The following is a 22,017-nucleotide window of genomic DNA, read 5'->3' as shown; positions in this document are numbered from 1 at the left end:
TAGAATAATTACGTAAAGTATTCGATTTTTGCATTCGGAAAATACTGATCAATGTAATATTCCAACGTCTCTCTTAATTCTTGTTCTTCATCTTTTGCGTATACATATTTTCCAATTCCGTAACGCCCCCATTTATAGCGGCGCTCCTCTTCATTCATCTCAAGCTTTGTTTTCGGATAATTTTTCTCGATTACCCGCTTGGCCGGTTTGGTAAAGCGATGCTGAATCATTTCAAACGTAATATCATCTCTTGACTCCTCAGGTATAGAGGCGTCAAGCTTTTCAAACAACTGACGGTATCCCTCTTGCCAACCTTCATGAATGTAAATAGGCGCCACAATAAAGCCAAGTGGATATCCGGCTTTTGCAACTTTATTAGCAGCTTCAATCCGGTAATCAAGAGGAGATGTACCAGGTTCAAAGTTTTTTATAACATAATCTGCATTTATGCTAAAGCGGAAGCGCGTGCGACCATTATGTTTAGCATCCAATAAATGATCCACGTGATGAAATTTAGTCACAAAGCGCAGTTGACCTAGTTCACTTTCCCCAAAATATTCAATCGCGCGCTTTAATGAATGTGTCAAATGGTCAATTCCTACGATATCAGATGTACAAGCCGCTTCAAATCGCGTTATTTGAGGGGCTCTCTCCTGCATATATTGCTCTGCTTGACCTAATATTTCTTCAACATTCACGTACGTGCGAATATATGGTTTGCTTCCCATTGTTGTCTGCAAATAACAATAGTGACAGTGCCCCATACACCCTGTTGCAAACGGTATTGCATATTCAGCTGACGGTTTAGATGTATCAAATTTCAATGTTTTACGCACGCCAACTACTAAAGTCGACTTAGCATTGCGGTATTTTTGCAAATCATTTTTTCCCGGTATATTACGCACTTGATTATGAGAAGTTGTTTGACGAATCTCAATTCCCATCTTCTCAAATTTTTCTTTTAATTGAACACCAAGCGGGTACTCCATTGCCCCTGGCTCAATATATACTAATTGAGGTACAAAAGGTTTTATCATCATGTACACTTCCTTTTTTCTAATACTAATAGCGTTTGAAAAATAAAACGACTCTATCCTTGGTAATTATTTTTCAAACAAAAAAGACTCTCCGTTTAAGAGAGCCTTGCGTCAGTCATATTGTTCATAATCAAATATCTTATTATACATTTTTTCAGCTTCTTCATATGTTGAATACACGGCATCATCTTCAGCTAACAAATGATAAGACTCATGTAAAAACAGCGCCTTTTCACCTTTGTTTTCAGGATGTTCAACAATTTCAGCTTGATTAATATTGGCAACGTTTGCCGTATGAGGATTTCGGTAAATAACAAATACTTGATCTCCCACTTGATATTCTTTTTTCTCCACGATCATCATCCTTTTCTTTTTTCTTTACTCGTATGATGTCCGCTTTTGCTCATTTTATCCGGTAAAAACCCTCATAGCATCATCAAGAATTCATACGCTTTTACGCTCAATAAACCGAAAAGGGAGCTCAATTTTCTGAGGAACCTTGCTTCCCACTAATGTAAAAAGCGTTTCGCCCATTTCCTTAAGAGGAAGTTCTATCGTTGTTATTTGTAAATAAGAAGAAAGCGGATGATTATCAAAACCAATGATAGCTAACTCACCAGGAACTGAAATACCCGCTTGTTCGCACTGAGCTTTTATTCCAATAGCTACTTGATCGTTTGTTACTAAAAGCGCCTGAGGCCGATTTTTCATCTGCACTAGTTTTTCCACCACTTTTTCACCATCTGTCACGTTCAAACAGCCTTGAAAAACCCATTCCGGATGATAAGGCTGATTTATTCTTTCTACATATTCTTTGTATGCTTGTTGCCGCTGCAGGCTATTTGTACCCGTCATTCTTCCAATACAGTAGCCAATATCCGTATATCCTTTTTCTTTTAAATACATAAGCGCCTGCTTAAAAGCTGCATAATGATCAACGTATACGGAGCGAATAGAACGATTCTGTACGTTTTCGCACACGGCTATCGGCCCGTGCTGCTGATAATATTCAATCGTGCTCCAGCTGCTTGCTCTAGAACAAACAATCACTCCATCAACTTGCTTTGTTTTCAGCATATGAAGCGCTTCTTCTTCTTTTTTCACATCATAGTTCGTCTGACAAATAACAAGCTGATACTGCTTTTCTAACGCTTTAGATGCCACTCCTTCTAAAAGCAGACTAAAATACGGATGATTAATAAAAGGCAAGACGACGGCAATCATATTTGTTTTCCCTTTTGATAAGTGAACGGCATTAATGTTTTGTTCATAATTAAGTTCGTGAATAACCTGCTCTACCAGCCGGCGTTTCTCTTCTTTTACATACGGATGATGATTTAGCACCCGGGATACAGTCGAAACAGATACACCCGCTTTTTTTGCGATATCTCGGATATTTGTCATGTTTTCACCTTTTTCTCTTGCGCTGAAACGCGTTTCATACTTTATTCTCATTATAAAGTGAAACAGCAAGAAGCTAAACCCGTTACCATCGTGTTTTTATTCATTTACGTAAGGAGGTCATTTCATGGGTATTTTATTATTTATTTTATTATGCGGAATTGAAATTGTAGGAGCGGCTTATGCACTTAAACAAAATGAGACGCTTTGGAAGGAGTTAGATGAAGAAAAGCCGACTGATTTTTTCAAACAGTAAAAAACCCTTAAAAAGAACATTCTTTTTAAGGGTTTCATATTACGCAGCTTCTTTAGATGACTTAGACTTTTTATTTAAACGAGGAAATCCAATTACAATCGCAATGATTCCGCAAACCGCTGTTAACATTGGATAGAATGTAAATGGAATAATCTCAATCGGTGAAACTTTAGCAAATCCTGCTGCGAGAAGCATTTGTGCGCCGTAAGGGATAAGCCCTTGAACGCTGCATGAAAACAAGTCCAGCAGACTGGCTGATTTACGATTATCAATTGAATACTTATCAGAGATTTCTTTTGCTAACGGACCTGCTGTAATAATTGAAATCGTGTTATTAGCCGTCGCTAAATTAGTTAAACTTACCAATCCGGCGATGCTGAATTCTCCGCCTTTTTTTGTTTGAATGCGTCGTGTTAATAAATTCAATAAGAACTGAATACCGCCATTATAGCGAATAAGCTCAACCATTCCGCCAATTAACAGAGATAAAATAATTAACTCTGACATTCCGCCAATACCTTCTGTCACAGTTTTAGCAAGAGAAGAAAGCGTGTAGCTTCCGTCAGCTAATCCAATCACGCCGGCTAGCACAATTCCTCCGGTTAAAATGCTTAATACGTTTGCACCAAATACTGCAGCAATGAGTACGCCGATATAAGGCAAGATTTTAAACCAGCTGAAATCTTTAATTTCTACTGATGACGTGTTTCCTAGCGTCATTACAAGCAATAGAATCACTGTAACAATCGCTGCAGGAAGTACGATAAAAAAGTTTACTTTCAATTTATCTGTCATATTTGTTTTTTGCGTACGAACTGCCGCGATCGTTGTATCAGAGACAACAGATAAATTATCACCAAACATTGCACCGCCAATCACACCGGCTATTGCCAATGTAACAGAAACATGCGCTTGCTCACTGATTCCTACAGCGATAGGTCCCAGCGCAGCAATTGTTCCCATTGATGTTCCCATCGAAATTGAAATGAATGCGCCAATAACAAAGATTCCTGCTACGACTAAGCTTTGCGGAAGCACAGAAAGCGCTAAGTTTACCGTTGAATCCACAGCTCCCATGCCTTTAGCGACTTCAGAAAAAGCACCTGCTAAAATAAAAATAAGCACCATAATAATGATATCAGGATGTCCTGCTCCTTTAGCAAAACGCTCCACTTTTACATTAAGTGAATCTTTGCGGTTCATAGCCAGCGCCACAATGGCTGCAATGATAATGGCTACTAATACAGGCAGCTTATAAAAGTCTCCCGTTATAATTCCTGATCCGACAAACAGGACTAAAAAGACGCCCAGCGGTAACAGCGCCCAGCCGTTTCCTTTTTGTTGTTCCATTCTTAACACCTCTTGTTTACGTAATAAAAAAAGACCTCTTCTTATTGATAAGAAGAGGTCTCTTATTTTGTATCATAAGATTACCCTTCTCATCTTCCAAACGAAACATCGTCTGCTGGATTTGGCACCGCACTGCGTACAGCCAGTTGCCGAGACATCATAGGGCCAGTCCCTCCGTCTCTCTTGATAAGAAGTTTATAGTTGTTTTAAAAATAGTCTTTCACTACTGTAATCTCTTTTTATTTAATTGTCAAATGCTATTTCAGAAAAATATATAGTGCGAAAATTCTCACATCAATTAGCTACGTCTCGTTTTAAAAACGCTGCCCAAGCTACGCCCATAAAGAAGACAAAATGCGCGACTAAGACGAAGATTGAAAATGGAATCGTCATGCCGTCAAACATCGTCTTCATTCCGTCCATATACTGCACAAAGTTTGTGTTGGCGAACAGTAAAAATTTCCCCCACCATAAACCAAACTCTGATACTAGTCCTGTTACAGCTTTTGCCCCGATACTTACGACAATAGCTAGACTTGAAGCAAGCGCGCTGTTTCTAAATAAAGACGACAGCATGAATGCGAACGTCATCATCATAAACGTTTCCATATACGCACTATCATACGTACGCGTAATGTTTTTAAGCAGCTGCGCATCTCCTTCTAGACTGGTAAAGCCAAAGAACAATGCTCCCCATACAAACGAAAAAAGCAAATAGCTCAGTAAATAATACAAGCTAATTAAAATGAGGGTTAGGTACTTGGATGCTAAAATCGTTGAACGTCTAGCAGGACGAATTAAAAGAAGCTTAATGGTACCTGCTTCAAACTCTTTTGCAACCATTGACCCTCCAACAGCAAGAGCAAAAAATTGAACAAGAATGAGCATACCTGAACTAAATGACAGGAAGTTCAAAATGTTGTCTTCTGTTCCTGCACTGTTTGCTACTTTCTTCATTAAAAGAGCCATACAAAGAGTTAAAATACCGATTGTAATAAACGTGACTTTTGTACTTCTTTTATGAAACCATTTCATATGTTCATTTTGAATTAACTTAAGCATGGTGCTCTCCTTCCGTAACGGACATAAACGAATCTTCAAGCGTCTCATACACAGGAGTGATTCGGTAGACTAAAATATTGCTGTCCACTAATTTTTTATTCACAGCTGGAATTTGTTCTTTTACAATCGCCACGTCGATACTATGTGATCTCATCGTTACTTCAAATTCTTGTGATAAAAGATCCGCTGCTTTTTGCGCATCAGACACTTCAAATTCTACGTACATTCCTTGATCTTGACGATTTGGAGATAGATCTTGAATGGCTTTTAACTCACCGTCTTGAATAATGCCAACGCGGTCACATAGTGCTTCTACTTCTTTTAATAAGTGGCTCGCGATTAAGATTGAAATTCCTTCTTCCCTGCAAAGCGTTTGTAAATATGTACGAAATTCTCTCATTCCCGCTGGGTCTAGACCATTTGTTGGTTCGTCTAATAAAAGCAATGCAGGCTTATGTAAAATAGCTTGAGCCACTCCTAAACGCTGTCTCATCCCAAGAGAATACGTCTTCACTTTTGCATGAATGCTGTTTTCAAGCTTTACTAAAGCAATCACTTCATCCAAGCGTTCTGATGTGATCCCTTCATGCATATTCGCAAAGTGTTTTAAATTTTGATAGCCCGTCAGATAATCATAAAACTCAGGGTTTTCAATAATCGCTCCAATTGATTTCATAGCTGATGTAAACTGTTCTTTTAAAGGAAAGCCGTTAACGGTAATCGTGCCCTCTGTTTCTTTAATGAGTCCTACGACGGTACGAATTAGCGTTGTCTTTCCAGAACCATTTGGACCAAGCAATCCGAAAATCTCACCGCGCTCAACCGATAAGGATACATCATGCAAAATGGTTTTCTTCCCAATTACTTTACTGACATGATCTACTTGTAGCACTGTTTCTGTCATCATGTACATCCTTTCTTTAATTAGCAATACGCCTTCTATTGTTTCTCTTTTTTAGCTATTTGTCTACTATAACCTTATTTTTGGAAAAGTAGCCCATTCAAATCATTCGTATTATCCGCTTACATTTGATAAAATAAAACAAACTTTAGTTAGAGGAGGACTTCTACATAATGAACTTAACCGTATACCTTGCCGGGCAAATTCACGATAATTGGCGGGACGAAATTAAAAACCAAGCAGAACAATTAAACCTTCCCCTTACCTTTGTCGGTCCCATGACAGACCATGACCGCTCCGACAACATTGGAGAAGAAATTTTAGGAAAACAGCCTAACGCTGTCTTAAAAGATGAAGCTGCTTCTCAAATTAATAATTTACGTACACAGGTGCTCCTTAAAAAATCTGATGTGGTTATTGCTTTATTTGGCGAAAAATACAAGCAGTGGAACAGCGCAATGGATGCGGCAACAGCCATTGCATTAGATAAACCGTTAATTTTGGTTCGCCCTGAAAAACTGCATCACCCGCTTAAAGAACTGTCAAACAAAGCGCAGGTTGTAGTCGAAACGCCAGAACAGGCTCTTCAAGCATTAGCTTATATTTTTGAATAGCAAATAAGAGCTGTCGGTTCTGGACAGCTCTTATTTTTCATTTATCCCTCAAGCTCATTACTAGGGGAAATATTTTTTCAGCAAGCTCTAAGGCTATTTCCTTTTAGCTTCTTTCATTTTCAACATCAAAACAAGCAAAATTGTACTTAGCTACTCATTTTTTTGATCCTGACGTTCCATAATCTTTAATCATTAATTTTACATCATAGTTAATTGGAACTTCACTAAATGTTTGATCCCAATTGTCTTTAACCCTCATCCATACTCTGGGCCTCTTAATTCTCAATTGGTTTCCGAACCCGGCTACATCGACTTTATATTCTTTTTGCATTTTTTCTACCGTGTTTCTTACGAGGTGCTTCACTTTTTTTTCTGAGTTTTTTTGCACCTTATGTAAAAATTGATTTTCTAAAGGATTTCCTGAGACCACCCAATTTTCAGATAGCCTTCCCTCGGATTCAATATGCACATTGAAGGAGATGCTATTTCCTTTAACATGAGGTTCAATATGACTTTTCATGGATTCTATTTCGTATACAATCAGCTGACCGGTCTTTTTATCAAAGCTTTTCACTAGCCCGCCTTTCCCTTTTCCTGTGATCCAAGTCAGACCATCTAGTTCTTCTTCATTCAAAAAACCGATCATTTTGTTTGTTTTCCCTTTAATTATGGCAGCACCAGCAAATTTGATTTCCCCATTTGCCGATAATACATTTTGCAATAGAAAACTAGTCCCTGATTCAATATTGCTCTCTAATTTAATGAGCGAAGTGGGAGGTAAAATTCTTGTTGTTCGATAGGCATTTTCCACCATTCCAGCCAAACGAAATGCCGGGATCTCTCCTGCTGTCTTCGATTCTAGCCCGTCGCTAGCTCTCCCTTTACTAATAAGTACAAGACAGCTTGGTCTAATCTCATTATCACGAAGAAACTCATTCACTAATTTTCCTAAGCTATACGTTCTTGCAAGAGCCTCGCCAATAATAATTACTTTTAGATGTTGGCTGGCAATCGAAGTCTCTCTTCTCAATGATAATTCACGGGTCATTTGATGAATAGAATCTCCCGTTTCAGCCATATTCACGTAAGCCTTCTGCTGAGATCCTCCTTGGACAGTTGTTGAACTTGCCACTTGCGGGGTGATCAGTTGGTAGGTTGACGTAATCAAGTTCCTTTTGGGATACTCTTCTTGTTCATCAAATTCTTTTTCAGTCATGGACTTGTTAGCTTTATCAAGAGCCATACCTACTCCTAAACTTCGTTCTTCAATTTCATGACTGCTCCAACAGCCCGCCAGAGGAACGAGCAAAAAAACAGAAAGCAAAACCGATAAGAAGAACCGTACGTGATTAGAGGCTTGTCTCATACTTTTTCCCCTTTATTTTTGAAATGATAAGAAGCAGTACCGGTAAAAAGCCAAATAAAATCAGGGCAGCATTGCCAACCATATCTCCTAATTTAAATACATCATTGATATTTCTAGGAACCATGGAAATGAGATAAATAACCGGAAGCACACCATACATAAATGGATGGATATTTTTTTTAAAAAGCTGAGACAGTCCTAATGAAGCAGCGTAATGGTTAACAGTAAAAGAAGTAAACATTTGCATAATCCATACCACCAGCAGCAAGGAATCAAATCGTTCAAAGATTAACCCAGTTAATTCATAACTTCTTATCAAATCAAGCGTAGGCCACGTTCTCGTAACCACTCCACCCACTGAGAACGCTCCGATAACCATCACGACGGTAATAACATAAAGAAGCAAAGGAATCGCAGTACCAACTAGTACAGCTTTTACTGCTTTGTTTGGTTCTTTCATAAATGCCAATATTAAAAGCATGAATTCAGGCCCAGTAAACGCAAGAGCTGTTGTCCTTATCCCTTTTAACACCGGCGTAATACCTGAACCTAGTACCGGGCGCAGATTATCCACTTCAAATATTTTGATACTCATAAAGGCAACAAGTAAAAAAAGAATAACCGTAATAGGTAATATAATTTCAAATATACGGGCAATTGGATTTATTCCCCCTCTTATCAGATAGAGACTTGCCCACATAAATGGCATGATTATAGCCCATTTAGGAGTTCCTTCCAACAACAGATATCCAGTTACCTCTGCCAATGAACGAGCATGAAACCCACCCAGCGCCAAAAAATAACCTATCATGAGGAAACTAAATAACTTGCCTATCCATTTCCCTACAATTTCTTGGCTGTATTGATAAAAGGTTTTTTCAGGGAAACGTTGACTTAATTTCACCATGATTACCCCTGCTATCATGGTGATTATCCCCCCTAAAATAACAGTTAGCCAAACATCTGGTGTTTTCACTTTTTCCGCAGCTGCCCGGGGCAAGGTAAGAATCCCTGTTCCAAGGATAAAGTTGGTAATAATAATAGTTGTTTGAGGCGTCGTAATACGATCTTTTGAATTTATCATTTCTAACGGCCCATTTCCTTTCATCATAAGCTACCCTTTTCGCAGAGGATCTTTGGTGTGCATCATCTTTGGACGTCGTTTCATCATCATCAGAGGCATACGGACTACCAAGTCTTTCCATTCACTTAAACGATAAGGAACAGCTGGACTCATATAAGGCACGCCGAAACTTTTTAGTTTCACTAAATGGCTCATCATAAAAAGAAAAAATAAGATGACGCCATATAATCCAAGTATGGCAGCACAAAGCATGGCTACAAAACGAAGAATACGCAATGTGATTCCTACACTATATTGCGGAATAGAAAACGATGAAATGGCAGTTAACGCCACTACAATCACCAAAATAGGGCTAACGATTCCTGCCTGCACCGCAGCTTCTCCAATGATTAACCCACCGACAATGCCCATTGCTGGACCAATTGGTTTCGGCAACCGGAGTCCGGCTTCTCTCAAAATTTCGATCGATAGTTCCATAAATAAGGCTTCGATAAGGGCGGGAAACGGAACACCAGATCTTGATCCTATAATAGAAATAGCTAACTTAGTCGGAATTAATCCTGGATGAAATGAAATAAACGCAATATACAAAGCCGGTGTAAAAAGGGAAAGAACCACTGCAATATAACGAAGAAAACGAATGAATGTACCGGGAATCCACCTTTCATAATAATCTTCCGGCGACTGTAACATCATGCTAAACGTAACGGGAGCAATCAAAGCAAAAGGCGTCCCGTCTAATAAAATGGCTACTCTCCCTTCCATCAAAGCAGCAATTACACGATCGGGACGCTCCGTATTCTGTACCTGAGGAAAGGGACTAAGGTAATTATCTTCAATGAGTTGTTCAACATATCCAGACTCCGGTACATTATCAAGGTCAATTTTTTTAATTCGTTTTTCTACTTCTTCAACTAGTTCTGGATCAACAATTTCCTTTATGTAAGCAACAATTAAATCTTTTTTGGAACGCTTTCCTACTTGAAATTTCACCAGCGACAAATTTTCAATATCTCCGCTTCCTCTTAATAAAGAAGTATTATCACTTAAAGATTCAGTGAAGCCTACTCTTGGCCCTCTCACTAATGCTTCTGATACGGGCTCTTCAATCGTCCTTGTTTTTAATTTGCTTGTACCAAGAATTAAGGCAAGTGATAACCCGTCAATTAAAAGAGCCGTAGATCCTGTTAAGACTTTTGATATTACTTCTTTAATAGAATGGACCTCTTCTACATCACTAATTGATAATACTTGGCTTTTAATACACTGTTTTGAAAGGCTTCCCTTTACGTAAAGCTGATCCTGTTGATATTCTTTTGAAAAATCAGCCATCAATGATGACAAAATATGTTTTTCAATAAGATCTTTATCTGAGAGCCCCTCTACAAAAATAATAGCTGCGTGAATGCCGGTGCGTCCTATAATAAACTCACGAAAATGAACGTCGGAATTATGACCAATTTCATTTTTAATTACTTCTAGAGTTAAAGCTAAATGATCCGTAACATGATTAGGTGAATCTTGATGTATAGATTCCTGTTTGTTTTCCTTCTCGTTCGCATGGTTACCTATTTTTTTCACTGCCGATTTCCATTTTTTCACTTCCATCACTCTTCCTCTGAATTACGAATCCCGCTTAATAACTTGTAGATTATATATGGGATGAAAAAAACCAGAACTGCTTGTATAAAAACTGGCCCTTCTGGAAGATAGGAAACAACTAATTTCCACATGATAATCACCCTATTTATGTCTATGTCAAACCAATTTTAGAAATAAGCACCCGTAAAATATCAGTGTTTACTTTATAAAAATTCTTTTATTTACCAGGTAGTATTATTCTTCTTTTTGTTTCTTATACAAAGGAATACAACATCCATCTTAAAAATGAAAAAGAGCTGATTACTGAAGGATTATACATGCTGGTTTGCCGCTCAATGTTTTGGTGAATGCTAGAATAATCAAGTTTTACCGCTCAAAAAATCCCTTAAATGGTTGACGCGTGCTTAAAGTGTCGGTTACACTTTATGTTTGAAATATTGTATTCATATCGCTCTTATCTCAAAAGAATGGTATAATTTTATAGATATTGAATTTGGAGGACTGCTCATACATGATTACAGTTAGTAATGTAAGTTTACGATTTGGCGACCGAAAGTTATTTGAAGATGTGAATATTAAATTCACGCCTGGTAACTGTTATGGATTAATCGGCGCAAACGGTGCTGGAAAATCAACGTTTTTAAAAATTTTATCTGGTGAAATTGAATCTCAAACTGGTGATGTACATATGGGCCCTGGCGAACGCCTTGCTGTCTTAAAACAGAACCACTTCGAATATGAAGATCAAGAAGTTATGAAAACCGTTATTATGGGGCACGCTCGCCTTTATGAAGTAATGCAAGAAAAAGATGCTATTTATATGAAAGCAGACTTCACAGATGAAGACGGAATGAAAGCAGCTGAGCTTGAAGGTGAATTTGCTGAATTAAACGGTTGGGAAGCAGAATCAGAAGCAGCTATTCTTTTAAAAGGATTAGGTATTTCTGAAGATCTTCACGCAAAAAAAATGGCTGAACTAACGGGTAGTGAAAAAGTAAAAGTGCTTCTTGCACAAGCTTTATTCGGAAAACCTGATGTATTACTTTTAGATGAGCCTACGAATAACTTGGATATTCAAGCAATTCAATGGTTAGAAGAGTTCTTAATTAACTTTGAAAACACAGTCATTGTTGTATCTCATGACCGTCACTTCTTAAACAAAGTATGTACGCACATTGCTGACCTTGACTTCAGTAAAATCCAAGTCTACGTTGGTAACTATGATTTCTGGTATGAATCAAGTCAATTAGCACAAAAAATGGCGTCAGATGCGAACAAGAAAAAAGAAGAAAAAATTAAAGAGCTTCAAGCCTTTATCGCTCGCTTTAGCGCAAATGCATCGAAATCAAAACAAGCAACGTCTCGTAAAAAATTGCTTGATAAAATTTCATTAGATGACATCCGCCCTTCTTCTCGTCGCTATCCGTACGTGAACTTCACGCCGGAACGTGAGATTGGAAATGACGTACTTCGCGTGGAAGGTCTAACAAAAACAATTGACGGCGTAAAAGTGCTTGATAACGTAAGCTTTATTATGAATAAAGATGACAAAATCGCTCTTGTAGGCCGCAACGAACTTGCAAATTCAACATTAATGAAGATTTTAATGGGTGAAATGGAAGCAGACAGCGGTACGTACAAATGGGGTGTGACAACGTCTCAAGCCTTTTTCCCAAAAGACAACTCCGAGTACTTTGAAAACGGAGATTTAAACTTAGTAGACTGGCTGCGTCAGTATTCACCTAATGACCAAAGCGAAAGCTTCTTACGCGGTTTCTTAGGCAGAATGCTATTCTCTGGTGAAGAAGTGTTGAAAAAAGCCAACGTTCTTTCCGGAGGAGAAAAAGTTCGCTGTATGCTTTCTAAAATGATGCTAAGCGGTTCAAACGTTCTTTTACTAGACGATCCTACGAATCACCTTGACTTAGAATCAATCACAGCGCTAAACAATGGACTTATCAGCTACAAAGGTTCAATGATTTTCACATCTCATGACCATCAGTTCGTTGAAACGATTGCGAATCGTGTAATTGAAATTACGCCAAACGGAGTAGTTGACAAGCAAATGACATACGATGAGTATTTAGAAGACAGCAACCTACAAAAACAAGTAGCAGGCATGTACGCTTAATAAAAAAACCCCTTTCTTTAAAGAAAGGGGTTTTTTTTATATATGCACCTCCTGATTTAGCGATGACTTCGGAGAATACGTTAAAAACGCTAAGCTAACAAACACTAGTGCTGCTCCGCATATGTTCACCAAAGTGAGGGATTCCCCCAACAAAAATACGCCCAGTAAAAAAGCGGTAACGGGCTCTGCTAACGATAACGTCACCGCGGTAGACGCATGCACCGACTTAAGCGCTGTAGAAAATAATACATAAGCAAGAGCAGTCGTAAGTATTCCTAAGTGAAGAGCAATGCCTATTCCATTTAAAGAAACTAGCCAGCTCATATCATACATAAACCAGCATGGGATTAGTAGAACAGCTGCTGTTGTGAACACAAGAGAAGCGCCTACTTGCGGATCAACATACTGAACAATTTTTTTATTAACAGTCGTATAGCAAGCAAAAGACGCCCCTGCTCCTATCGCCATACCCAAACCTATCACGTCGATTTGACTATCTTTTTTTAACAACAAGCAGCAGCACCCTAGAATACCCGTAAACGTGGCAAGCAGCCATTTTTTTGTAGGTTTCTTGCTGTACACTATGTAATCTAACACTCCTGACAAAAGCGGCGCACTCCCAATTGCAACCATTGTTCCTACTGCAACACCCGTTTTGATAACAGCTGAAAAAAACAGCGGCTGATAAGCGGCCATACTTGCTGCAGCAACCGTAAGAGGCAGAATAGGAAGGTGTCTTACGTTCACTTTCTTTTTTTGAATAAGACAAGCTGCAAGAAGCGACAGTCCCCCTACAGCTAATCGCACGGCTCCAATCGCCACAGAATGCGCTTCAGCAGATGCTAAAGCTTGGGCAGTCCCTGTTGTTCCCCATAGTACAGCTGCACATAATATAAGTATTTTTGATAATGAAGTATTCATATTTCCATCTCCTTTCTTTTATCATAGCTAAAAGAAAGAAAAAAGTTTTTCCGCTTTTATGATATTATTTGTCTGTTTTTAAGATACTTCGATATTGTGTGGGTGAGACTCCTTCTTGTTTTGCAAACCATTTAGTGAATGAAGACAAGCTGTGATAGCCGACTTCATGCGCAATATACGTTACCGAATAGCTGCTCTCTTTTAACAATTCTTTTGCTTTATTTAAACGTATACGCGCTACATAGCTTTGAGGCGAATAGCCCGTTTTTTGTTTAAACCAAGCGGAAAAATAAACGGGATGATAATTTTCCAGCTTGGCAAGACTTTCTATGTTTAGCTCTTGATTAAAGTTAGCATGAAGATAATCAATGGATTTAAACGTTTGTTTCTTTGGCAAATAATGCTGAACGTAACGGACTAAATCTTCAAGCGCCCCCCTGTCAGTGCTTTTTTGAAGCCCATCAAGTAAAAGGTAGCGAATTGCTTTCCACGTTGAATCCCATTGAATAAAAGCGGCTTGTTGAGAAAGATGCGCACTTTCTGTAAATTTCAACGGAATATCAACAACTAAACATTCATTTGTATTTTTAGCTTGATACGTATGAAGCTGACGAGGCGGAATGTAAAAGCATCCTTCTTGCAGCGTTAAGTGCTGCTCACTTGCTTGAATATCAAGAGCACCTGCTAGCGGAAACAAAAGCTGACTGTAGTTATGATCATGAGTATGAGGTGAATAGCTGTAGGCTCTTTTTTCGCAAATAATTTCACGTAGCGTATCCATTTTGTACTCCTTTCCTTATTTCCTATCTCATAAAAGCTGTTCTATGCCATTCAAAACGGTTTCCAGCGCCTTTAACGATTCCGTGGGAGTATACAAAACGTCCAATGAATGATCGGCATTTTCAATCACTTGAATATTCATTGTGTTTGTTTTTAATTGATAAACTTCTTCAGTATAATAGTGATCACGAGTTCCTATTACAAGAAGACCTTTATGAGTGCATTCTAGTAAACTTTCAAACAGTTCTGTTCTTGTTAAAAGCGGGGTCAGTAAAAGCATCACTGCATCTTTGTAGACTTCATCTTTCATAATTCGCTGAATCAGCGGAATTGTGCCAATCGATTTTCCTGCAAATATGATATTTTTATAGTCATTGTGAGATAAAACGTCTTGCAGCACGAGATCAATGTCTTTCATCATAGCGTCTGCAATCTCATCTGTAGACTTTGTCATGAGCTCTTTTGGATATGTATAGTGAATATGAACAACGTCAATTCCGTGTTTTAGCATCAGCATTGTTACATAATACAATAGCGGCTTTTCATATGTATAACCCAAGCCTGAAAACATAAAGCAAATTTGACTAGACCCTTCCGTTTTAATATGTGTATAGGTAATCCTATGAGTTTGGTTGCTTACGCTTTTCTGATTTACGTGCATGTCAATCCTCCTTTTTAAATATTCTAACATTTAATTCCGTAAAAAAACCCCATCTTTTTCTTAAAAAAATGAGGGTTGAGGAAATAGCTCTGCAAGCAATTCATAGGACTTCTTTTTCGCTTCATAATCATGGATATTTGTAATAATTAAAAATTCGTCGTTATCGTATTTTTTCTGCAGCTGAGTTAATCCTTGTTTTACTTCAACTGGATTTCCTACGATCATACGAGGACGATTGGTGCTTATTTTTTTTAGCTCTTCTTCTGAATAAGAACGATTGTGCACTTCTTCTATCGATGAAATTGTTGTATCTCCGCCTTTAGCTACTTTCAATAGCCAATCATCTAGCGTTTTGGCATGCTGCTCGGCTTCTTCTGTTGTTTCTGCACATACAACAAATACGCATACGTTGGTTTTAGGCTTTGATTGATACGAAGAAGGGATAAATTCTTGTTTATAATGACGAATGGCTTCTTGTCCTCCAACTGAATAAATAAAGTGTCCAAATGTAAAAGAGATGCCTAGCTCAGCAGCCGACCTTGCTCCTCTTTTATTAATGCCAAGATGCCACAGTTCCGGCTTTGTTTCACTTAACGGATAAGCTGTCACGCCGTAATACGGATGATCCGACGGCAAATTATGCTCAAGGTGTCCTTTTAACGCTTGAATTTGCCGCGGGAATTCATTGAGGCTTTTACGGACTCCATCTGTCAGCGCAAGCCGAGTCAGCGCATCTCCTCCCGGTGACCGTCCAAGACCTAAATCAATTCGATTAGGAAACAGATTTTCAAGCAGCTGAGCATCTTCTGCTACTTTATACGGACTGTATTGAGGAAGAAGGACTCCTCCAGACCCAATTCGGATTCGGCTCGTGTGAGAAGCTAAGTGCGTCATTAAAAGTGTCGGAGATGAGCCTGCAAGACCGTTAGTATTATGATGTTCCGCTACCCAAAAGCGGTGGTAGCCTAACTCTTCCGTTAATTTAGCCAGCTCTACCGTACGTTTCAACGCTTCCTTTGGTGTTGATCCGCTTGAAACAGGAGACTGATCCAATACGCTTAGCTTAATCATAGGTGATTCTTCCTTTCGATTTTCAATTTCTATTGTCTCTATTGTAGGAGAAAAATATGAATTCGTCTTGAAATTTGCTTCACGCTCATAGAAAAAGCAAACGCTAAGGCGCGTTTGCTTTTTCTTTTTCTTATTTTGCTTCGTGTATTTCTTTCACACGCTTATCGCTCGGTAACAGCCATGTTAACAGCCCTAGAATTGGAAGATAGCTGCAAAACAGCATAATAAACTGAAGGCTGAAGACATCGGCTAATTTACCGAATACAACAGCTCCCAAAGCTCCCATTCCAAAAGCAAGCCCTACAATTAAGCCGGAAACCAAGCCAATTTTCCCTGGCATCAGCTCCTGAGCATAGACGACCGTGACGCTGAAACTTGACTGAAGAATAAAGCCGATTAGTACTAAAAGAGGTGCTGCCACTCCTAGAGAAACGTGAGGCAGTAATAAAGTAAAAGGGACTGACCCTAACATAGAAAACAATAAAATATTTCGCTTTCCGAAACGATCGGCAAGCGGACCTCCAAAGAATGTTCCAAATACCCCTGCAATCATAAATAAAAAGACGTAAAGCTGAGCGCTTTTGATAGGCAAATTGAATTTTTCAATGATATAAAACTGAAAGAAATTAAGGATACCTGCTCCGTACCATGAACGTGCAAAAACAAGAAAAATTAAAAGTCCAATCGCAAAAATAATTTGCTTGTTCATCGTAAATGAAACATCTGACTGCTTTTTCTTCAAGCGTTGATGAGTAGCTAACTCCGATTTGTACCATTTAGAGACGCTATACAAAACCACTACGCCGATACCTGCAATTAACGTAAACCAAATCGTTCCAAACTGACCAAGTCCGATAAAGATAAATGCCGTAAATAGCGGAGCCATCGACTGTCCTGTATTTCCGCCAACTTGATAAATAGACTGCGCCAGCCCCCGTTTTCCTCCTGCTGCCATATACGCTACGCGAGAACCTTCCGGATGAAAAATAGCTGAGCCAAATCCTACAAATAAGACAGATATAATCACAAAATAAAAATTTGGCGCTAAAGCGAGTCCAACCATACCAATCATGCTTAAACACATTGCAATTGGCAATAAAAATGGCGAGGGACGCTTATCGGCAAATACGCCGAATACCGGCTGCATAATCGATGACGTCATGTTTAAAGCAAAGGCAATCCAGCCGATTTGCGTGTAGTTTAAATTCATCGATTTTTCAAGGACAGGAAAAAGTGCCGGTATAACGGACTGCATACAATCATTTAGGAAATGTCCTAAACTAATAGCAAATAAAATACGATAAATCGTTGCCGACTGCGCTTGCTGCGTTCGTGCTGCTGCTTGCATTCATAACCCTTCTTTCTTAATTTAATCTACATTATAATTGTTAAAGTCTTACAATGTCTTTTTCTATTATACAGTGAAAGTTAAGATTGTAGTTGTTTTCTTTTTTATAAAAAAGGGAAAATTGCCTGTGAGGTGAGAACAGTGAAAAAACATGTGCATATGATCGTAGACGGACGCGTTCAAGGGGTTGGGTTCCGTCACTATACGCAGCTAAAAGCAATGGAATGCTCTATTAACGGATGGGTACGAAATCGAGACGATCAAAAAGTGGAAATTGATGCTGAAGGTGAAGAAAGTAATATCCAAAAATTTATTGAAAAAATTAAAAAAGGTCCCTCGCCGTTCGCTTCTGTTAGCAATGTGGAAGTAAAGGTAGTAAACACCCCTTCCCACACCCATTCTTTTCGCGTAAAGTACAGTTAAAAAACTCGCTAAATCAAGATATTTTTTGATAAAATGGAAAAGTAAGCGATTTTATATCATCTACATATAAGGGGGAAAAAACGATGGTTGAAAACAAAATTGTGTTAATTACAGGTGCAGCTCAAGGTATTGGTTATCAAATTGGTGAGCGCTTCGCTGAAGACGGAGCGACTGTTGTCTTAACTGACTTGAATGAAGATGGAGTTAAGAAAGCAGCAGACAAATTGAAGACAAAAGGCTACGAAGCATTAGGCATTAAAGCAGATGTGACAAATGAAAGTGATATTGAACAAATGATTGCTCAAACGGTTGAAACATATGGCCGCCTTGATGTATTGATTAACAATGCCGGCATGCAATTTGTTTCCCCGCTCGAAGAATTTCCTACTGAAAAATTTGAACTTTTAACGAAAATTATGCTTGTTGCACCTTTTGTTGCGACTAAGCATGCGTTTCCTATTATGAAAAAGCAAAAATTCGGCCGCATTTTGAACATGTCCTCCATTAACGGATTGATCGGTTTCTCAGGAAAAGCGGCATACAACAGCGCTAAGCACGGCGTGATTGGCTTAACGAAAGTGGCTGCTCTTGAAGGTGCGGAGCACGGCATTACGGTAAATGCGATTTGCCCTGGTTATGTTGATACACCGCTTGTTCAAAATCAATTAAAAGATTTGGCACGTACGCGAAATGTAGCGCTTGAAAAAGTACTAGAAGAAGTCATTTATCCTCTTGTTCCTCAAAAACGTTTGCTTGCTGTCGATGAAATTGCAGATTATGCAATGTTTTTAGCAAGTGATTTAGCAAAAGGCGTAACCGGCCAAGCTGCTGTGATCGATGGTGGATATACGGCTCAATAAGAAAAGAGTGTCAGTTAGAGACTGGCACTCTTTTTTTATTTATTTAATTTCGAATTCTCCTAAAGAACCTGTCGTCTGACCTGCTTTTACTGCTTCTGCGTATAAATAATATGTTCCCGCTGGAAGAGCTTCACCATTAATCTTTCCGTCCCACGTTGCGCTAGAGAATCCTTTTTCTACATTCGTATACGAACCTAACAATTCCCCTTTTTCTAACGTTGCATCGTAAATGTAATAGCTAAGCTTCTCTGCTCCTCCTGGTAAATAACTGCCGTATTCAAATGATCCATTTCCAAGTACATCTACATACGCAGCAGTAACGCGCGGGTAATCCGGCTCTTTTACAAATAAGATGGTTGGAACATCGTACGTTTCTTTATTGTTACTTACGGTAATTGTCCCTTCGTAATAGCCAGGAGATAATTTCCCTGCATCTACTTTTACATTCAGGTTTACTTTTTGCGTTTTTCCTGCATTAACAACTAAATCGTTTGTTGATTTAACGTCAATTGCCTGATGGCTTTTCTTAAATTTTACTTTGACCGAGTATTTTTGACTGTGATTTGATAGATTTTTAATCTTAAAGCTTTGTTTTTCTACTTGTTTCCCTTTATCTTTATAAAAGACACCGTACGAGTGACTTCCTGGTGTAATAAGCGTTTTTGCTTTAATTGCATCTACTACGCGCATGCTTCCTGCACCTTGCGTATTATGAGGATAAACCAGCCCGTTGCGGTCACGAAGCAATTCCGTTGTATTCATTAAAGATGCTTTTACGTCTTCTACTTTATAATTTGGATGCGCCTGTAAAATTAACGCTGCTGCTCCTGCTACGTGCGGCGCGGCCATACTTGTTCCTTGTTTTGACCCATATCCATGAGGGTTGCTTGGATCATTTGTTGGCACTGTGCTGATAATATCTACTCCAGGTGCTGAAATGTCTGGCTTAATCATCCACGTATCCACAACCGGTCCGCGAGATGAAAAATCAGCCATTGTTTCATCAACTGTCTGATCAAATGTTGCAGTAAAAGAGCCCGTGACGGATCCTTTTGCTAAAGAAGCTACCAAAGCTTGTCCATCGGCTTTTGATAGGCGAATACTTGGCAGAGATGTACCTGGAATATCAGGAATTGTCCCTTCTACGTTGTTGTAAATCACCGTTGCAACAGCACCGGCTTTTTTCGCATTATCAACTTTATCTACAAACGCAATGTCGCCGCGAGAAATAACCGCTACTTTTCCTTTTACATCCTTTCCTTCAAAGTCTTCTGGTTTACCGAGTCCGACAGGTACAAATTCATACTTTTTACCGCTTGCATCTAGTAATGCCTTGTCATTTGGAAAGCCCATTACTTCAGCTGAAGCATAGCTTGCGTTATCTACAGTTAATGTCGTTTTATACAAATTGTAAGGAAGCTGAGTTGCACCAACTGAAATAGCTTCACGAGACGTCCCTGGAGAGCCTACTGTCCAGTTAGCTGGTCCACTGTTTCCATTTGATGTAACAGCTACTACTCCTTCTTCCATTGCCCAATCTAACGCAATACTCGTTGCCAGGTCAGGATTATTAATTGTGTCTCCAAGCGACAGGTTCATTACATCCGCTCCGTCTTCTACCGCACGTTCAATACCGGCGATCACGTCTTCCGTTGTACCCGTTCCTCCTGGGCCTAATACACGATAAGCAAGTAAATGGGCATCAGGAGCTACCCCTTTAATTTTCCCGTCCGCTGCAATTGTTCCTGCTACGTGGGTTCCGTGCGTTGTTGCTTCTCCTTTTGGATCTCCAGCCGGCGTTTCTTGAGGATCTTTGTCATCATCTACAAAATCCCATCCTTTATATTTCTCAAACGCTGACTTTAAATCCGGGTGGTCGTAATCAACGCCTGTATCGATAACGGCTACGGTCATATTTTTACCTGTATATCCTGACTTCCACGCTTGATCTGCTCCCACATAGTAAATGCTTTTATCCATTTCAGAACCGTATTCTTCGGCGCTCACTTCTTTCGATTTCACTTCTGTTGTATGATATTCAACGCTTGGATAAATAGCTTTTACTCCAGGTAAACTTGCTACTTTTTCAAGGTCATTAGCCGGAAGTTCCGCTGAAAATCCGGAAAACACTTGGTCATATTCACGTTTTACTTTTGAAGTTTTAGAAGCTTTTGAAAGCTCTTTTTTCACTTCGTCACGCGCTTTTTTAATCTTTCCTTTACTTTGCGCTACTCCCTTTTTCTTTGCTTCCGCTACAGACTCTTCATTTAACTCTACAATAACTTTTACTTTTTTAGCCGACTTTAAGTTATAGTCTCCTTGAATTTTAACTAAAGACGGTTCAAGCGCTGGTTTTGAATTTCCGTTAGCGGATGCTCCCATTGCAAAAGAAGATAAAGCAACCGAAAATGCTACTGTACTCAATACAGCCCGAATTGATACTTTTTTCATCGTTTTCCCCTCTCCATTTCTCTCTATAATTCATGCAACTATGTATGTCTTCATCCCCAGAACATACGCATCTTTTACTTAGCTTGCGAGCTAAAAATTAGAATAGTATGGAAGTTCTATATATTACTATAAAATCCTTGAGTCTATGGAATCATTTTATATATCCCTAAAAATTAAGCACTAATGCTCAAAAAATGAAGAATTTTGTCTATTTCTCGTCTTTCTGTAACTTTTTTATTCCTAAAATTATGAAGAGATTAGATGAATATACAAGAATACTGACGAATTTCTGTTAATTTAGCTATTTTTATCAGGGACTCATCCCTACTTTCCCTTCGTTTACTTATAAGGTTTTTTATTATTTTAAGAAAATTGTTCTTATAAGCGCTTTTTATTTTATAAATTATTATTTAGAACATAGTTTAATTTAATATAAAATATCGCACTTAATTAAATGAAATTTTAAAAGATTACGAATAATAAAGGGAGGTCTTGCAGATACTAACGTCAACGCTCGCACAAAGGGAGGCATGATTATGATAGATTTAAATTTCATCCTACTCATCCTTGATCTTCTCTCATCTCTTGTCACTATTGGCATCTACTTTACAACCAAGTAAGTACCTAACCTTCTCTTTACTCTTCTAGCGCATGTACTTAAGCTATTACAAAAAAGAAGCAAGCCAATTTTTACTGGC

General features: G+C 38.7%; 20 protein-coding genes and 1 riboswitch. Of the genes, 5 read left to right on the top strand and 15 right to left on the bottom strand.

The window, feature by feature from the left end:
* Positions 1-8: 8 nt before the first annotated feature.
* The 3 genes from splB to JNUCC25_RS11305 form a co-directional block, all read right to left on the bottom strand.
* Positions 9-1,037 (bottom strand): spore photoproduct lyase, encoded by a 1,029-nt coding sequence (splB, locus tag JNUCC25_RS11315; protein ID WP_025752275.1) that lies wholly within the window; start codon positions 1,035-1,037, stop codon positions 9-11.
* Positions 1,038-1,148: 111 nt separating this feature from the next.
* Positions 1,149-1,397, bottom strand: a complete 249-nt coding sequence (locus JNUCC25_RS11310; RefSeq protein ID WP_016764006.1) for a transcriptional regulator SplA domain-containing protein — start codon at positions 1,395-1,397, stop codon at positions 1,149-1,151.
* 84 nt (positions 1,398-1,481) lie between these two features.
* Positions 1,482-2,441 carry a LacI family DNA-binding transcriptional regulator gene (locus JNUCC25_RS11305; RefSeq protein WP_029321597.1) on the bottom strand — a complete coding sequence of 320 codons (960 nt, stop codon included), beginning with the start codon at positions 2,439-2,441 and terminating at the stop codon, positions 1,482-1,484.
* A 124-nt stretch (positions 2,442-2,565) separates the two neighbouring features.
* Between JNUCC25_RS11305 and JNUCC25_RS11300 the strand changes: the two genes are divergently transcribed.
* Positions 2,566-2,694, top strand: a complete 129-nt coding sequence (locus tag JNUCC25_RS11300) for a hypothetical protein (RefSeq protein ID WP_255292866.1) — start codon at positions 2,566-2,568, stop codon at positions 2,692-2,694.
* A gap of 39 nt (positions 2,695-2,733) precedes the next feature.
* On the opposite strand, the gene JNUCC25_RS11295 is transcribed toward JNUCC25_RS11300, so the two are convergent.
* From JNUCC25_RS11295 to JNUCC25_RS11285, 3 genes are all read right to left on the bottom strand, one after another.
* Positions 2,734-4,044 carry a Na+/H+ antiporter NhaC family protein gene (locus tag JNUCC25_RS11295; protein ID WP_013056925.1) on the bottom strand — a complete coding sequence of 437 codons (1,311 nt, stop codon included), beginning with the start codon at positions 4,042-4,044 and terminating at the stop codon, positions 2,734-2,736.
* A gap of 86 nt (positions 4,045-4,130) precedes the next feature.
* Positions 4,131-4,237, bottom strand: a riboswitch (SAM riboswitch).
* A gap of 101 nt (positions 4,238-4,338) precedes the next feature.
* Positions 4,339-5,106 carry an ABC transporter permease gene (locus tag JNUCC25_RS11290; RefSeq protein WP_454223261.1) on the bottom strand — a complete coding sequence of 256 codons (768 nt, stop codon included), beginning with the start codon at positions 5,104-5,106 and terminating at the stop codon, positions 4,339-4,341.
* On the bottom strand, positions 5,099-6,010 hold the full coding sequence (locus tag JNUCC25_RS11285) for an ABC transporter ATP-binding protein (protein WP_029321592.1): 912 nt from the start codon (positions 6,008-6,010) through the stop codon (positions 5,099-5,101). Before JNUCC25_RS11285 ends, JNUCC25_RS11290 begins: the two co-directional genes overlap by 8 nt.
* Positions 6,011-6,180: 170 nt before the next feature.
* Here JNUCC25_RS11285 and JNUCC25_RS11280 point away from each other — a divergent pair, with 170 nt between their 5' ends.
* The gene (locus JNUCC25_RS11280; protein WP_025752263.1) at positions 6,181-6,621 is read left to right on the top strand and encodes a YtoQ family protein; all 441 of its coding nucleotides are present in this window, start codon (positions 6,181-6,183) and stop codon (positions 6,619-6,621) included.
* Positions 6,622-6,775: 154 nt separating this feature from the next.
* On the opposite strand, the gene JNUCC25_RS11275 is transcribed toward JNUCC25_RS11280, so the two are convergent.
* The 3 genes from JNUCC25_RS11275 to JNUCC25_RS11265 are packed head-to-tail and all read right to left on the bottom strand — an operon-like array spanning position 6,776 to position 10,679.
* A complete protein-coding gene (locus JNUCC25_RS11275; RefSeq protein ID WP_029321589.1) occupies positions 6,776-7,987 on the bottom strand; it encodes a Ger(x)C family spore germination protein in 1,212 nt (403 codons plus the stop codon).
* Complete coding sequence (locus JNUCC25_RS11270) at positions 7,971-9,098, bottom strand: spore germination protein (protein WP_082888757.1); 1,128 nt, start codon at positions 9,096-9,098, stop codon at positions 7,971-7,973. The genes JNUCC25_RS11275 and JNUCC25_RS11270 overlap by 17 nt, the downstream gene beginning before the upstream one ends.
* Before the next feature lie 3 nt (positions 9,099-9,101).
* Entirely contained in the window at positions 9,102-10,679 is a 1,578-nt protein-coding gene (locus JNUCC25_RS11265; protein WP_035438942.1) for a spore germination protein, read from the bottom strand.
* Between the two features lie 505 nt (positions 10,680-11,184).
* Here JNUCC25_RS11265 and JNUCC25_RS11260 point away from each other — a divergent pair.
* The gene (locus JNUCC25_RS11260; RefSeq protein ID WP_013056918.1) at positions 11,185-12,804 is read left to right on the top strand and encodes an ABC-F family ATP-binding cassette domain-containing protein; all 1,620 of its coding nucleotides are present in this window, start codon (positions 11,185-11,187) and stop codon (positions 12,802-12,804) included.
* A 36-nt stretch (positions 12,805-12,840) separates the two neighbouring features.
* Here the strand turns inward: JNUCC25_RS11260 and JNUCC25_RS11255 are convergent, their stop codons facing one another.
* The 5 genes from JNUCC25_RS11255 to JNUCC25_RS11235 form a co-directional block, all read right to left on the bottom strand.
* Positions 12,841-13,725 carry a DMT family transporter gene (locus tag JNUCC25_RS11255; protein ID WP_029321582.1) on the bottom strand — a complete coding sequence of 295 codons (885 nt, stop codon included), beginning with the start codon at positions 13,723-13,725 and terminating at the stop codon, positions 12,841-12,843.
* A gap of 64 nt (positions 13,726-13,789) precedes the next feature.
* Complete coding sequence (locus JNUCC25_RS11250; protein WP_013056916.1) at positions 13,790-14,506, bottom strand: helix-turn-helix transcriptional regulator; 717 nt, start codon at positions 14,504-14,506, stop codon at positions 13,790-13,792.
* A 27-nt stretch (positions 14,507-14,533) separates the two neighbouring features.
* Positions 14,534-15,166, bottom strand: a complete 633-nt coding sequence (locus JNUCC25_RS11245) for an alpha/beta family hydrolase (RefSeq protein ID WP_053487249.1) — start codon at positions 15,164-15,166, stop codon at positions 14,534-14,536.
* A gap of 60 nt (positions 15,167-15,226) precedes the next feature.
* Positions 15,227-16,237 carry an LLM class flavin-dependent oxidoreductase gene (locus tag JNUCC25_RS11240; RefSeq protein ID WP_029321579.1) on the bottom strand — a complete coding sequence of 337 codons (1,011 nt, stop codon included), beginning with the start codon at positions 16,235-16,237 and terminating at the stop codon, positions 15,227-15,229.
* A gap of 130 nt (positions 16,238-16,367) precedes the next feature.
* Positions 16,368-17,585 carry an MFS transporter gene (locus JNUCC25_RS11235; RefSeq protein ID WP_064471640.1) on the bottom strand — a complete coding sequence of 406 codons (1,218 nt, stop codon included), beginning with the start codon at positions 17,583-17,585 and terminating at the stop codon, positions 16,368-16,370.
* Positions 17,586-17,726: 141 nt separating this feature from the next.
* Between JNUCC25_RS11235 and JNUCC25_RS11230 the strand changes: the two genes are divergently transcribed.
* Positions 17,727-18,008 (top strand): acylphosphatase, encoded by a 282-nt coding sequence (locus tag JNUCC25_RS11230; RefSeq protein WP_013056912.1) that lies wholly within the window; start codon positions 17,727-17,729, stop codon positions 18,006-18,008.
* An 83-nt stretch (positions 18,009-18,091) separates the two neighbouring features.
* Positions 18,092-18,868: a 3-hydroxybutyrate dehydrogenase gene (locus tag JNUCC25_RS11225; RefSeq protein ID WP_013056911.1), complete on the top strand. Its 777-nt coding sequence runs from the start codon at positions 18,092-18,094 to the stop codon at positions 18,866-18,868.
* Positions 18,869-18,907: 39 nt separating this feature from the next.
* On the opposite strand, the gene JNUCC25_RS11220 is transcribed toward JNUCC25_RS11225, so the two are convergent.
* Positions 18,908-21,319: a S8 family serine peptidase gene (locus JNUCC25_RS11220; protein WP_064471639.1), complete on the bottom strand. Its 2,412-nt coding sequence runs from the start codon at positions 21,317-21,319 to the stop codon at positions 18,908-18,910.
* Positions 21,320-22,017: the final 698 nt, after the last annotated feature.

Source organism: Priestia sp. JNUCC 25 (genome assembly GCF_053667915.1).
The sequence above is the reverse complement of the archived record's forward strand: the minus strand, read 5'-3'. Positions and strand labels throughout refer to the sequence as shown.